This is a genomic window from Bradyrhizobium tropiciagri, from assembly GCF_018130545.1.
Classification (GTDB): domain Bacteria; phylum Pseudomonadota; class Alphaproteobacteria; order Rhizobiales; family Xanthobacteraceae; genus Bradyrhizobium; species Bradyrhizobium tropiciagri_A.
In genome coordinates this window covers 422,507-435,520 of record NZ_JAFCKF010000007.1, presented here as the reverse complement: position 1 = coordinate 435,520, position 13,014 = coordinate 422,507, and the positions used below count along the sequence as shown (strand labels likewise).

The window sequence follows — 13,014 nt, the reverse complement described above, 5'->3', positions numbered from 1 at the left end:
CCGGCTTGGCGTTCGACGAAGGCAGCGTGTGAAGAATTGGATCCAGCGTAAAATTGCCTTTGTTCTGGCGGCATCGGATCATGGTCCGATGATCGTCAACCGGTTCGACTATCAAACGGTTCCCGATGGCGGCAGTTTCGGCGTCGGCTTCGATCTCCTCGAAACATCGTCGTTTTCATCCAAGGAGGTAGACCTCGCGCTTTCGATGCTCGAGCTGCGACGCCGCTATTTCGGTGACGGAGTGGTGGCGGTCGATTGTGGTGCCAATATCGGCGTGCACACCATTGAATGGGCGCGGGCTATGACCGGTTGGGGCGAGGTCATTGCCATCGAGGCACAGGAACGCGTCTTCTATGCCTTGGCCGGAAACATCGCCCTGAACAACTGCTTCAATGCGCGCGCGATGCTGGCGGCAGTCGGGGACAAGACTGGGTCAATCCGGATGCCCGTGTTGGATCACACACGCCCTGCGAGCTTCGGCAGCGTCGAACTCACCCGAAAAGATACCACGGAATTTGTCGGCCAGGCTGTCGACTATTCAGAGCAGGCGACGAAGGAACTGCCGTATCTGACCTTGGACTCACTCGGGTTGAGGCGTGCCGATCTTATCAAGATCGACATCGAGGGCATGGAAAAAGAGGCGCTTACAGGCGCCAAGGGCATCCTGCGCCGTTGCAGGCCGATCGTCGTTGCGGAATTCATCAAGTCGGACAAAGTCGCCCTGCGGTCATTTCTTGAGGGCTTCGACTACAAGGTATTCGAGTTGCGCATGGATCTCGTGGCGATTCATCGCGACGATCGGTCGCTAGATCATGTCCGACCCTAAGATTCGGCCCATACAGCGAAGGGCGACGGCAAAGTGCGTCGGTCCCGTGTTCCGCAAGCGCTCAGCGGATCACGTTTTGTCCTCAACACGAGAGGGCCGCTTCGAAAGCTTGGTCGCCGGATGGTCCTTCTCGATTGTAAGGATAGCGGGACGCTGATTGTTGTGGACCATAGGCACGTCGAGCCATTCGTGCCCTTTTAGGATTTCAGGGTTGCGAGCGCGATCGGCGTCGACGTTCCAGGCTCCGACCGAGAAGATGCCGTCACTGAGAGGGCTGCAACAGGCAGTCCACGTGCGTGCTCGTTGAAGATGCCCGCAAGGTTGTTTATGCCACGACCGGGAAAATCGGACGCAATCTTAGGAGCAAAGTTGATCGAGGAACGGCGAAGAGGGCAATGTCCATATTCTTGACAAATACGCTCCGACGCTGCAACGAAGCCAGTTCGTGAGCCGCCTCAAAGTTCTTCGCGACACCAGCGCGCACATCCTCCTCACAAGTAACCTCTGAGCTTTGGGGCGGTCATCTCTGGAGTCCGAGCTACTTTGCCGCCTCCTGCGGAGGTGCGCCGATCGCCATGGTTGCAATATATCGAGAACCAAGGGCGCGCGTTGACCCGGCACTGAAGGATTGCGGCATGCAAGAAGATCAACCCACTAATGTGCTTAACAACAGCGAGTCTTATAACTCAGAACGATCAGCTGCATCCCGATGCCCCACCGTAATTGGCGCAGATAACTATTGATTCCCCTCTCGATCCGCCAACACCCCCTCAAAAAGGCAACAATCTACGAACGCCTAGACAGGCGATAGGAGAACTGCGCGCGACTTATCGAAAGCAGGCGAGCCGCACGCGACAAGTTGTTTCCAGCCGCAGATATCGCTGCCCGATATATGTGCTCGTTTAGCGCGTCGATCGACAGCGATCCCCTGAAAATTGCGCGGTCAATTTCTGCCTTAAGGGACGCGGGCAAGTCTTCATTGGAAGTGGGTTCGATGGCTGAACGTCGCAGCGTCGCTGCATCGATAGATTGTTGCCGAGACGTCCGAAACAGGGCTGCAGTCAAGAGAGCCTCAATTTCTGGAAGATTTCCCGGGAAGCGTCGATTGGAAAGATAGGTCTTTGCGTCGTCGGTTAGTCTTGGTGCTTGTCTGTTATGCCGCTCCGAGACGATCCGCAAGATCTCTCCCGCCAGTTTCAGGATGTCTTCGCGCCCGGAAAGCGACGGCATTGAGATGGACAGGACAGACAGGCGGAAGTAGAGCCCTGCGCGCAATGTCGAAGACTGTGCGAGCTCGGACGATGTACGGCGCGATGTCGCAATCAGACGCGTTTGTTCCGAGAGAGGGCCAGCCGGAGCGCTGAGCATCTCGATCAAAACCTGCTGAGCCTGATCGCTCAAGCGCTCGACATCCTCCAGCACAAAGGTTTGACCAGATGCGCCCTTCGTACTTCCTTTAGGCTTGGTAGTGAGCCGCATTCCCAATTGCTCCGCGTCCAATTCGAAGGCGGAAAGCCAGTGCAGTGCTGCGCCATGGCCAAAGCGAGTGTGATGCAGAAATTTTGCCGCGGCCCGTTTTCCAGACCCTTCCGGGCCGGTGATGAGGACGGGAAGATTGATCGATGCTGCTTCGTCGAGTTGGGCCTTTACCGGGGCGAGCAGCACCGATGGCTTGTGAGTTCGCTCAGATGTGGTTGGATTGGTTGCGAAGCGATGGCCGATCGGGGGCCGTTTGACCGAGCTTCGACGCGCCGGAAGAATTTCTTGGCGATAGAGCTGCACAAATTCATCGTCGTCGCCCCAGGATTCTGCCGTCTTGCCGACGATCCGGCAGTGCGGGCTACCCGTAGCAACGCACTGAACTTCCTTGTACACTACCAATTTGTCGAGATAGAAACTTGCGTAGCCCGATGCGTAGCCGAGCTGTCCCCAGCAGACAGGCTGATCGGTAGTGCCATGGTGTTTGCAATATTCCCCGCCTTCCACGCCGTCGTGCCAGATAAACTCCGCAGCGAATTTTCCCTTTTTGAAATCGAAATCGTTGAAGACGGTCTCCACTCTGACCATCCCGCACATTGCGTGAAGTCGAGTGCCGGCCGTGAAGGCATCGCCAAGATTAAGATACGGCCATGACGCGCGCACAAATTCAGCATCCTCCACGCCCGCGCGATAGCCTAGACGGGTCAGCAGGATGAGCGTTTCGTCGCGACCATGACGCTCAATCAACTCCTCGCGTAGGCGGCTCCCATAGCTGGCCTTCTGCAGAATCATCCTCGCGCCGCTGAGATTGATGTGCCCGTTTGCGGGGCTGAAGGCCATGCGGTCGAGCAACTCGCGTAGCGTCGGGTTGCCTCCGCGATCGAGCAACGCATCCTGTTGAGAATTTACTTTCACGACCCCGTCTCCATCCCCGAATGCTCCTCTTCGATTTGATCATATCATCAAGCAAATTCACCAAATGATAGCAATTCTATCTGCAGCGGTGACCCGCTCGGCGAAACGGGGCGCGAGTAATAGCGCAAGTAAATCAACGACGTAGGAGGGTTTCTCTGGGTGCAGAGCAGAAACCCCTCTTCGCCGATTTTGACAAGCGTTTTTGCGGGGTGATTACCTTCGGGCAACAAAGGAGCGGGGAAACAAAATCATGCGTCAGCACTCGCAGATCACGAAATTGCCTAAGGAGCCTCATCAGGCTGCGATCGCGCGATACGCGCGTGAGGGAGCCTACATCGCTGGCGACGACGTTTCCGCCCCGTGGGTTCCGTTCGGTCCAAACGCTGCGATCAAGCATCTCTGCTTCGACGTCAGGACCAACTCGGTCGCCAATGTCCTGTGGGTCAAAGGCGGCGGCAGGATTGGCACCCACAAGCATCGGGGTGTGGTCTCGGCCATCACGCTCGAGGGGTCGTGGGGCTATTACGAGTATGACTGGACGGCACGGCCGGGCGATTTCGTGTACGAACTCCCCGGGACTGCCCACACGCTCTACTCGGACGATCCGAACGGCATGAAGGCACTGTTCTGGATCAATGGGGCGGTTGAATTCTACGACGATGCCGGTGTCTTCGATTTCACGATGGACGTCTTCTGGTTCATCAATCACTACACGACGTTCTGTAGCGAGAACGGTCTCGATGTGAACAAGAGCATGTTCATCTAGCCTCGTGAGGCGCGGGGATACGATCGTGCTTCATCAAGGGACAAGCCGCTGCACCGTTCGACGGCACAGCGCAAAACCCTAGCGGATGAGTATCGCGACTACGGCTCGCGCTGGCGCTTAGCTGAACGTGCGATGGATATTTACTTCAACTGATCTCGAAGAGCCGGACCGCAAAGCCGCGTCCGAACGGGCCACGGAGGATGAATGTCGTTGCAGGAAATGTTCAAGGTCGCCGGTGCGACGGCCATCGTGACCGGCGGAGCGAGCGGAATTGGCCGCGCGTATGGTGAAGTGCTGGCAGAGAACGGCGCCCGGGTCTGCCTCTTCGATACAAACCAAGGCATGCTGGACGAGACCGTCGCCGAGATCGCGAGCAGGGGAGGCGAGATCTGGGGCCAGGTGGTGGATGTGACCGACCGCGCGGCCATGGCGAAGGCTTTCGACCAGGTGGCCAAGAAGCACGACCGAATCGACATCGTTTTTGCAAATGCCGGGATCGACGCGGGGCCCGGTTTTCTCACTCCCGAGGGGAAGCGGAATCCGGAAGGCGCGATCGACGCGCTGGATGACGATCATTGGGACAAGGTGATCGCAACCAATCTCACAAGCGTTTACAACACTATCAAGCTCGCGGCCCGGTACATGAAGCCGCAAGGAAGCGGACGCATCATCGCCACGTCCTCGATCGCTTCGATCTACAACGAGCCGATTGTGGGTACGCCCTATATGCCGGCCAAGGCCGGCGTGACGCACCTGGTGCGGCAGGCGGCCATGGAGCTCGGCCGCTTCGGCATTCTTGTCAACGCCATCGCGCCCGGTCCCTTCGCGACCAACATTGCCGGCGGCCGCCTGAAGATCCCGGCAGACCGCAAGGCCTTCGAGGACTGGTCGGTCCTGCACCGCATCGCCGATACATCGGAAATCAAGGGCCTCGCCCTCTTCCTCGCCTCGCCGGCGTCATCCTATGTCACCGGCACCCAGATGATCATCGACGGAGGACTGCATTTGCGTCCGGCAGATTGAGGGCACGGCGCCATCTCGCATTAAACAAAAAAGAATTCGGCCAAAGCGAACGAACAGACAAACAAGACGCAATCATACGGAGGAAAGACTATGTCCATCGACACGACCAAACAGTCCAGGCGCATCTCCCGCCGCACCGTGCTGAAGGCCGTGGGTGCTGCCGCGACCACTTTCAGCATTCCCACTGTCACGCGCGCCGATGCGGCCGGAACGATCCGCATCGGTTTCGTGAGCCCCACGACCGGTCCACTAGGCGTCTTCGGCGATGCTGACGCCTTCACGCTCGAACGCATCCGCGCCCTCCTGGGGAAGGGGCTTGAGAACCACGGCAAGACCTACAACATCGAGATCATCGCGCGCGACAGCCAGTCCGATCCGAACAAGGCTTCCGAATTCGCCGGCGACCTCATCCTGAACAAGGGCGTGCACCTGATGGTGCCGGCCTCGACCAGCGATGTAATCAACCCGGTCTCCGACCAGTGCGAGCTGAACGGTGTCCCGAGCATTTCCTCCACCGCACCATGGCAAAGCTTCGTCTTTCCGCGCGGCGGCTCAAGCGACAAACCGTTCGCGTGGACGTACCATTTCTTTTGGGGCCTCGAGGATGCCCTTGGGACCTTCGTCGGCCTGTGGAATTCTTTTCAGACCAACAAGAAGGTCGGCATGCTATTCCCGAGCAATACCGATGGTGAAGCGTGGGGCAATCGCGACTACGGTCTGCCACCGGCGGTGGAAAAAGCCGGCTACACGACGGTGGTTCCGAACAAATTCCAGCCTCGTACCAATGATTTCTCCGCGCAGATCGCGCTCTACAAGCAGGCGGGCGTGGACATCGTCGGTGGCATCACCACTCCCACCGATCTCAAGACGTTCATCACCCAGTGCCGTCAGCAGAATTTTACGCCCAAGGTCGTCACGGTTGCGGCGGCATTGCTGTTCCCTTCCGGCATTGAGGCCCTGGGGTCGCTAGGAGAGGGGATGAGTACGGAAGTGTGGTGGACGCCCGCATTTTCCTTCCGCTCCAGCCTAACCGGGCAGAACAGCGCCGAAATCGCGGCCGAGTGGGAGGCGAAGACCGGTAAGCAGTGGATCCAGCCGCTCGGCTATACGCATGCCCTGTGGGAGGTCATTATCGACATTCTTAAGAGGGCGGAGAATCCGCTGGACCGAACTTCGATCCGCGATGCTATGAAGGCAACCAAGATCCAGACGCTGGTCGGGCCGGTCGACTTCAGCAGCGGCCCGCATCCCAACATCTCGAAGACGCCGATTTTCGGAGGTCAGTGGGTTAAGGGCGCGAAATACCCGTTCGACCTGAAGATCGTCGACAACAGCCTATCAAAACTAGTGCCGACCGACGGCAAGCTGCAACCGCTGCACTGGTGATAGGATCCGATGCAGTCTGAAAGGGAAGCGATGGGGCACACGTCCCTGCTCAGCGCTCGGGGCTTGTCCAAATCCTATGGCGCTCTCCGGGTGATTCACGACGTCGATTTCGACGTTCAGTCAGGAGAGGTGCTCGGGATACTCGGACCGAATGGCGCCGGCAAGACGACGCTGTTCAACCTGATCAGTGGCGATGCGCGGCATGACGCCGGAGAACTCACGTTCTCCGGCACGCCTCTCAGGCACGAGCCGTCCTTCCAACGCTGCCGGCGCGGCATCGGACGTACCTATCAGGTGCCGAAACCCTATGGCGGGCTGACGACGTTCGAAAACCTAATGGTGGCCGCCTTGTTTGGCGCGAGACGGACGGAGCGCGTCGCCCGCGCCGAGGCGGCGCAAATCTTGGAGGACTGCGGGCTGGTTCACAAGGCCAACCAACTCGCAAGCGCGCTCCCGCTGCTCGATCGCAAGCGATTGGAGCTTGCGCGTGCTCTTGCGAGTTCTCCCAAGCTTCTGCTGCTGGACGAGATCGCCGGTGGGCTCACCGACGAAGAATCCCATGAGCTGGTCGAATTGATCGGCCGGGTTCGGTCTCGCGGCATCACGATCGTCTGGATCGAGCACGTGCTGCGCGCGATCATGGCCGTTGCGAGCCGTCTCATCGTGCTGAATTTTGGCGAGAAGATCGCCGATGGTCTGCCTCAAGAGGTGATCGTTCTCCCCGATGTCCGCCGTGTCTACATGGGGATCGAGGCATGAGTGAAGCCGTGCCCATCCTGTCCACCCACGGACTTGTCGCCGGTTATGGCGACTTTCAGGCCTTGTTCGGTGTGGATTTCGAGATCGCGCCGGGGGAGATCGTGGCGCTGATCGGCGCCAACGGCGCCGGCAAGTCGACCTTTCTGCGCGCGATCATGGGGCTCTTGCCTTCGCGTCGCGACATGATCCGGTTCGATGGGGCACCGATCGGCGGGGCTCCGACACATTCGATGGTTGGCCGCGGCATCACCATGGTGCCCGAGGGGCGGCGGCTCTTCACCGGTATGACCGTGGAGGACAATCTGCGGGTTGCGATGGATTGCGCGCGATCGTCCGCGCGGAGGAGCGAATCGGCGCCCTGGACCATCGAACGCCTTCATGAGCTCTTTCCAATTCTCGCCGACAAGCGGGGCACGCCCGTCGAGCGGCTTTCCGGCGGGCAGCAGCAAATGGTGGCCATTGCGCGTGCGCTCCTCGGCCAGCCGCGCCTGTTGCTTTGCGACGAGCTTTCGCTTGGTCTCGCGCCTGCGGTGATCCGCGATATCTACCGGTCGCTGCCACTCATCTCTGCGACGGGCACGGCCATGATCCTCGTTGAGCAGGACGTTGGCCTCGCGAAGACGACGTCGCACCGGCTCTACTGCATGCTGGAGGGGCGCATGACGCTCACCGGACGATCCGAGAACCTGGATCAGGCCGCCATCACCGACGCGTATTTCGGATCGCATCATGCAGTGGCTTGACGCTCTGATCCAAGGGATACTGCTCGGCGGCATGTATGCCCAATACGCCTTGGGCATGACGCTGATGTTCGGCGTGATGCGGATCGTCAATATCGCTCACGGCGACCTCATGATCCTGCTCGCGCTCGTCGGCATTTCCGGCTCGGCCATGTTTGGCGTCGGGCCGTTCTTGGTGATCGTGCTGCTCATCCCGATCGGCGCGTTGCTGGGATGGGCGCTGCAGAAGGGAATTCTGAACCGGGTGATCGGCGGTGACGAACTGCCGTCGCTGATCGCCACGTTCGGCCTCTCGGTCGCCTTGCAGAACCTGATGCAGCAGATCTGGTCGGCGGATTCCCGGTCGCTTCCCGGCGGCGGATTGGAATCCGCGTCCGTCAACGTCGCTGGCGTCTATATCGGTGTGCTGCCGCTCCTGGTTCTGGCGACGGCAGTCGGGCTGACAGGGGGACTTGATGCGATGCTACGCTTCAGCCCGTTCGGGCGGGCGCTCCGCGCGGCCTCGGTCGACTCTGAGGCGGCCGCTATTACGGGGGTGAACCCGCGCGCCGTCTATGCGACGGCGACGGCCGCAGCGGTGGCTATCCTGGGCATCGCTGCCGTATTCCAGTCGTTGCGCGCTACGGTCTCGCCTGCCGACGGCCCGGCCCAGCTCATCTACGCGTTTGAGGCCGTCATCATTGGCGGAATGGGGTCGGTTTGGGGATCCTTTCTCGGTGCCATCGTTCTTGGGATCGCACAAGCGATCGGCTTTCGAGCTGACCCCGGTTGGGGAATTCTGATGGGGCATCTCGTGTTCCTGCTCGTGCTCGCGGGCCGGCCGCAGGGCCTCATGTCGAGGAATCGATAGATCGATGAGAGACACAGCGGCAATTCCTTTGAACATGACGCCGACGGTTGCGCAGCCTCGGGCCATTTGGATTCTTCCCATCCTTGGATTCATCGTGCTGGTGGTGATTCCTTCGATGCCTTGGTGGGCGAGTCCTGGCACGATGCGCTGGATGGTGGAGCTGAGCTGTTACCTCGCCGTTGCGCAGATGTGGAATCTCCTGGCCGGCTATGGTGGTCTGGTTTCGGTCGGTCAGCAGGCCTTCATCGGCATCGCTGGCTACGCGCTGTTCATTCTATCGATCCGTTTCGGAATTAACCCATTCGTCGGGGTGGCTCTTGCTGTGATCGCGCCCGCGCTTGTTGCGGTCCCCACCTACGCACTGCTGCACCGGCTCGACGGTCCCTATTTCGCCATCGGAACATGGGTCATCGCGGAGTCCTTCCGGCTCCTGACGACGAACATGGATTTCGTGAATGGCGGAGCGGGACTGACCCTTCGTGCCATGACCCAGTTCAGTGCACAAGAACGCGCGATCGGCATGACCTCGTGGTCCGCAGCGCTGATCCTGATTACAGTCGGCGGAAGCTACTGGCTGCTGCGCTCTCGGTATGGCCTGGCACTGGCTGCAATGCGCGACAACGCGATCGCCGCCGAAAGTCAGGGCGTGAATGTCAAACGCCTGCGTTTCCTGATCTATGTGGCAGCCGCAGCCGGAACGGGTCTGGCCGGGGCCGTGTATTACATGGCGCAGCTACGGATCTCGCCCGTGGCCGCCTACAGCCCCAAATGGGCGAGCGTCTGCATCTTCATCGTCATGGTCGGCGGCATCGGGTCGATCGAGGGTGTGCTAATCGGCGCGCTGATCTATTTTGCGTCTGACCGGCTCTTTGGCGAATATGGCACGACCTATCTGATCGTGCTCGGAATCATCACATTGTTAGTCGCCATCTTCGCGCGCGGTGGCGTATGGGGCGTCGTCTCGAGGTATGTCGGAGTGTCCATCTTCTCGACAAGGCGCATTTTCGCGCGGGGGGACGCCTGAATGCGCGCTGCCCTGTTCGAGTCGATCGGTCGTCCGCTCCGGATCGTCGACGTCGCCGATCCTAGGCCGAAACGCGATGGCGTTCTTCTGAGGGTCTGCCGCTGCGGCATCTGCGGCAGTGACCTTCACATGACCGCGGACCCGGTTTTTGCCGTCGCAACGGATACGATCCTTGGCCACGAATATGCCGGCGAGGTGATTGAGATCGGCTCCGAGGTCGCAGATCTCAAGGTCGGCGACAAGGTCAGCGTCGCGCCCCTCTCAGGATGTGGCCGTTGCGAACCTTGTCGCCGTGGAGAGCCGGCCTGGTGTGCGGAGATGACCTTGATCGGGGGCGGGTACGCGCAATATGCCGCCGTCTCGGGCCGACAGTGCCGTAAGCTGCCTTGGGGCATCAGCATCGCCGACGGCGCGCTTGCCGAACCGCTGGCTGTAGCCTTGCATGGAGTTGTGCGGTCCGGCTTGAAGCAGGGGGACCGCGTCGCCGTTGTCGGGGCAGGCGCGATTGGCCTCGCCGTCGCATTCTGGGCACGCCGTCTGGGCGCCGGAAATATTGTCGTCACCGATCTCCATCGGCATCAGGACGAACGTGCGTTGGAACTCGGTGCGACCGCCTTCTTGGAATCCGGGCCGGAGCTCGCCCAGCGTCTCAACAACGCCTGCGCGGGGCCACCCGACATTGTCTTCGAATGCGTAGGTAAGCCTGGCCTCATTGATCATTGCATCGACCTCGTGCGTCCGCGCGGTACCGTCCTCGTGCTTGGGCTCTGCACGGCGCCGGATCACCTGAACTCGTTCCGGGCGATTTCCAAGGAAGTCAATGTCATCATGTCGGTCTTCTTCGACATGCACGAATTCGCAAGCGCGGTCGATGTGCTCGATGCTGGGCGGTATTCGCCCCAACGTTTGATTTCGGAGACTGTATCGCTATCCGATCTGCCAGATACCTTCGAGGCGCTGCGCCACCGTACAACGCAATGCAAGATCCTTATTGCCCCTTTTATGTAAACCGCATCAGCGTCGTCTGCTCCATCGTTCCGTAGAACGAGGCTCTGTGATGCCGAGGTCCGGTCAAACGCGACATGCCTGACGTGACGTCGCGCCGGCGTTTGAGGGGGGCGCTACGGTCTTAAGCCGACGCGGCGAAGTCTGTATTCCAGTTTGGGTCTACTGATCTTCAAGAGCCGTGCGGCAGCCGACACGTTGCCACCTGTCTGCGCCAGCGCAGAGCGATACGTTGCAAGTTCCACCTCGGCGAATGACGCGCCGGCTTCGACCGACGAGGCGATTGGTTCCTCCGTCACAGGTTGGTCGTGTTCGCGCATTGGCGTGCGCGCGAGTCGGCCTTCCGTCGTCAATTGGACCGAAAACGGCGGAAGTAGTTCAGTGCCGCTGAAGAGGTGACCGATGTCGATGACGCCGCCGTCGTCCGCGTAGACCACGCCGCGTTCAATCAGGTTCTGAAGCTCCCTGATATTCCCGGGGTAGTCGTATTTCAGCAGCGCCTCGGTTGCACGACGGCTGAAGCCGGTCGGATGCCGCCCGTGGCGAGTACGATAAAGGCCGAGGAAATGCGCCATGAGCAAAGGGATATCGTCGCGGCGCTCGCGCAGCGGCGGAATGGCGACCGGAAACACGCAAAGCCGAAAATAGAGATCCTGCCGGAAGCGGCCGGCCGCAACTTCTGCGGTGAGGTCGACATTGGAAGCCGCCACGACGCGGACGTTGAGCGAGATCGTCTTCGTGCCACCGACGCGTTCGATCTTACGTTCCTGCAGCGCCCGCAGCACCTTGCCCTGCGCCGAATAGGTGAGTGAGGCAATCTCGTCGAGGAACAGCGTGCCGCCGGATGCCCGTTCGAAATAACCGGCGCGGGAAGCTATCGCTCCCGTATAGGCTCCTTTCTCAACCCCGAACAATTCGGACTCGACGAGTTGTTCCGGAATTGCAGCACAGTTGATCGCAACAAAGGGGCCAGCGCTGCGCCGGCTCATCGCGTGAAGCTGGTTGGAGAACAGCTCCTTACCGACGCCCGACTCTCCGACAAACAGGACAGTGGCGTCGGTCTCAGCGACGCGCTCGAGCTGACGGCGCGTGCGAACGAAGGCGGCTGAGACGCCGACCGCGACCGTGTCGCTGTCGCTGGCGAGCACCGGACTGCCGTCCGTTGCGATCGGAGCTTTGCTGATCGCTTGAACGGGACGGCCCTTCCATTCGAGGCCGAAGTAGTTGCGTTCGGGTGCATCGTCGCCCCATGCATCCGCATGCTGACCAACGATGATGCAGCGCGGCGCCCCCATGCCAGCGCACTCGATCTCCCGGAAGATCACCGGACTTCCGAAAAGCTTGGTGGTGTAGCCGGATGGATAGCCGACTTGCATCCAGCAGACCGGCTCAGTCGAGATGCCGTAGCTTGCGACATGTTCGGCGGCTTCAGATGAATCGTCCCAATAGAACTCGCCGAAATAGATGCCCTTATCGCGATCGAACTCGAAATGCCGCGTGGTGACCTTGACGAAACCCTCTAGCGTATGAACGCGTGGTCCTGCCGCGAGTGCGTGGGTGAGGTCCTCATTAGGGAAGTGCTTCTGAACGAGGGCCGCATCCCGTGTGCCCTGCATATAGCCCACGCGCATGAACAGCGCCTTGGCGGTCTCTAATCCGAACGCGTCGATGATCTCGGTACGCAGGCGGCCGAGCACCTGCGACTGCATCAGCACCATGCGCTGGTCGTTGAGCCAGATGCGGCCGTTGCCGAGCGCGAAATGCAGCGACTCGGCGAGATCGTCGAAAGTCGGAGCTGCCCGCGTGTCGAGCTCGCTGCTGGCGCCGCGCGTGAGAATGCGGGCGGCGCGGCGGGACGCTTCCGCCAGTGAAATCCGGGAGTCACGCTCCGCCGTCGGCGCCTCGGTCTTCATGAAATGGTGAAATCTCTTCTGGAGGGGACTTCATTATTTCAGGAAAACTGCACGATGGAAGCCCCATTGCAGCGAGCGTCCCGATATTGTTGGCTTGCCCGTACGTATTTGTTATATCTAGATAATTTCAAGAAACGAGAGGTCGTCCTGGGTGGACAGCTTTGACTGGCACCTGTCTTGCTAACTGCTGAACCGTTCGCGGGAGGAAGCGAAGCAAGAAGACCGATCCACGGTCTCGACCATGCGTGCGGCACGCGCCGACGGCCGCACGGCGTACAGCAAAACCGTCTTGCCCCTCTTTCTCCCCGGCACGGCAAGCCGCGGTCGC

At 60.2% G+C, this 13,014-nt stretch carries 11 protein-coding genes and 1 pseudogene; 10 read left to right on the top strand and 2 right to left on the bottom strand.

Annotated features, from left to right (window positions below; all coding sequences use genetic code 11):
- Positions 1–28 precede the first annotated feature (28 nt).
- Entirely contained in the window at positions 29–826 is a 798-nt protein-coding gene (locus tag JQ616_RS29930) for an FkbM family methyltransferase (protein WP_349630063.1), read from the top strand.
- A 500-nt stretch (positions 827–1,326) separates the two neighbouring features.
- Positions 1,327–1,569: pseudogene (locus tag JQ616_RS39960) on the top strand (transposase); the annotation flags it as partial.
- A 43-nt stretch (positions 1,570–1,612) separates the two neighbouring features.
- On the opposite strand, the gene JQ616_RS29920 reads toward JQ616_RS39960, so the two are convergent.
- Complete coding sequence (locus JQ616_RS29920; RefSeq protein ID WP_212020847.1) at positions 1,613–3,220, bottom strand: XylR N-terminal domain-containing protein; 1,608 nt, start codon at positions 3,218–3,220, stop codon at positions 1,613–1,615.
- Positions 3,221–3,470: 250 nt separating this feature from the next.
- On the opposite strand from JQ616_RS29920, the gene JQ616_RS29915 reads away from it, so the two are divergent.
- The 8 genes from JQ616_RS29915 to JQ616_RS29880 all read left to right on the top strand — a co-directional run bounded on the left by JQ616_RS29915 (position 3,471) and on the right by JQ616_RS29880 (position 10,776).
- Positions 3,471–3,986 carry a 2,4'-dihydroxyacetophenone dioxygenase family protein gene (locus JQ616_RS29915; protein ID WP_212020845.1) on the top strand — a complete coding sequence of 172 codons (516 nt, stop codon included), beginning with the start codon at positions 3,471–3,473 and terminating at the stop codon, positions 3,984–3,986.
- A gap of 204 nt (positions 3,987–4,190) precedes the next feature.
- Positions 4,191–5,009: an SDR family NAD(P)-dependent oxidoreductase gene (locus JQ616_RS29910; RefSeq protein ID WP_212020843.1), complete on the top strand. Its 819-nt coding sequence runs from the start codon at positions 4,191–4,193 to the stop codon at positions 5,007–5,009.
- Between the two features lie 90 nt (positions 5,010–5,099).
- Entirely contained in the window at positions 5,100–6,395 is a 1,296-nt protein-coding gene (locus JQ616_RS29905) for an ABC transporter substrate-binding protein (RefSeq protein ID WP_212020841.1), read from the top strand.
- A gap of 9 nt (positions 6,396–6,404) precedes the next feature.
- Positions 6,405–7,154 (top strand): ABC transporter ATP-binding protein, encoded by a 750-nt coding sequence (locus JQ616_RS29900; RefSeq protein ID WP_249137430.1) that lies wholly within the window; start codon positions 6,405–6,407, stop codon positions 7,152–7,154.
- On the top strand, positions 7,151–7,897 hold the full coding sequence (locus tag JQ616_RS29895) for an ABC transporter ATP-binding protein (RefSeq protein WP_212020839.1): 747 nt from the start codon (positions 7,151–7,153) through the stop codon (positions 7,895–7,897). The genes JQ616_RS29900 and JQ616_RS29895 overlap by 4 nt, the downstream gene beginning before the upstream one ends.
- Complete coding sequence (locus JQ616_RS29890; RefSeq protein WP_212020837.1) at positions 7,884–8,744, top strand: branched-chain amino acid ABC transporter permease; 861 nt, start codon at positions 7,884–7,886, stop codon at positions 8,742–8,744. The genes JQ616_RS29895 and JQ616_RS29890 overlap by 14 nt, the downstream gene beginning before the upstream one ends.
- Before the next feature lie 4 nt (positions 8,745–8,748).
- Positions 8,749–9,768 carry a branched-chain amino acid ABC transporter permease gene (locus JQ616_RS29885; RefSeq protein ID WP_212020835.1) on the top strand — a complete coding sequence of 340 codons (1,020 nt, stop codon included), beginning with the start codon at positions 8,749–8,751 and terminating at the stop codon, positions 9,766–9,768.
- Positions 9,769–10,776, top strand: coding sequence for a zinc-dependent alcohol dehydrogenase (locus JQ616_RS29880; RefSeq protein WP_212020833.1), 1,008 nt, complete (start codon positions 9,769–9,771; stop codon positions 10,774–10,776).
- 113 nt (positions 10,777–10,889) lie between these two features.
- Here JQ616_RS29880 and JQ616_RS29875 read toward each other — a convergent pair whose 3' ends face one another.
- Positions 10,890–12,686 (bottom strand): sigma-54-dependent Fis family transcriptional regulator, encoded by a 1,797-nt coding sequence (locus JQ616_RS29875; RefSeq protein ID WP_212020831.1) that lies wholly within the window; start codon positions 12,684–12,686, stop codon positions 10,890–10,892.
- Positions 12,687–13,014: the final 328 nt, after the last annotated feature.

Bases quoted from the DNA above. Each gene is read 5' to 3' on its own strand.
- JQ616_RS29915 (WP_212020845.1), top strand. From the start codon at position 3,471: ATGCGTCAGCACTCGCAGATCACGAAATTGCCTAAGGAGCCTCATCAG.
- JQ616_RS29910 (WP_212020843.1), top strand. From the start codon at position 4,191: ATGTCGTTGCAGGAAATGTTCAAGGTCGCCGGTGCGACGGCCATCGTG.
- JQ616_RS29905 (WP_212020841.1), top strand. From the start codon at position 5,100: ATGTCCATCGACACGACCAAACAGTCCAGGCGCATCTCCCGCCGCACC.
- JQ616_RS29900 (WP_249137430.1), top strand. From the start codon at position 6,405: ATGCAGTCTGAAAGGGAAGCGATGGGGCACACGTCCCTGCTCAGCGCT.
- JQ616_RS29895 (WP_212020839.1), top strand. From the start codon at position 7,151: ATGAGTGAAGCCGTGCCCATCCTGTCCACCCACGGACTTGTCGCCGGT.
- JQ616_RS29890 (WP_212020837.1), top strand. From the start codon at position 7,884: ATGCAGTGGCTTGACGCTCTGATCCAAGGGATACTGCTCGGCGGCATG.
- JQ616_RS29885 (WP_212020835.1), top strand. From the start codon at position 8,749: ATGAGAGACACAGCGGCAATTCCTTTGAACATGACGCCGACGGTTGCG.
- JQ616_RS29880 (WP_212020833.1), top strand. From the start codon at position 9,769: ATGCGCGCTGCCCTGTTCGAGTCGATCGGTCGTCCGCTCCGGATCGTC.
- JQ616_RS29875 (WP_212020831.1), bottom strand. From the start codon at position 12,686: ATGAAGACCGAGGCGCCGACGGCGGAGCGTGACTCCCGGATTTCACTG.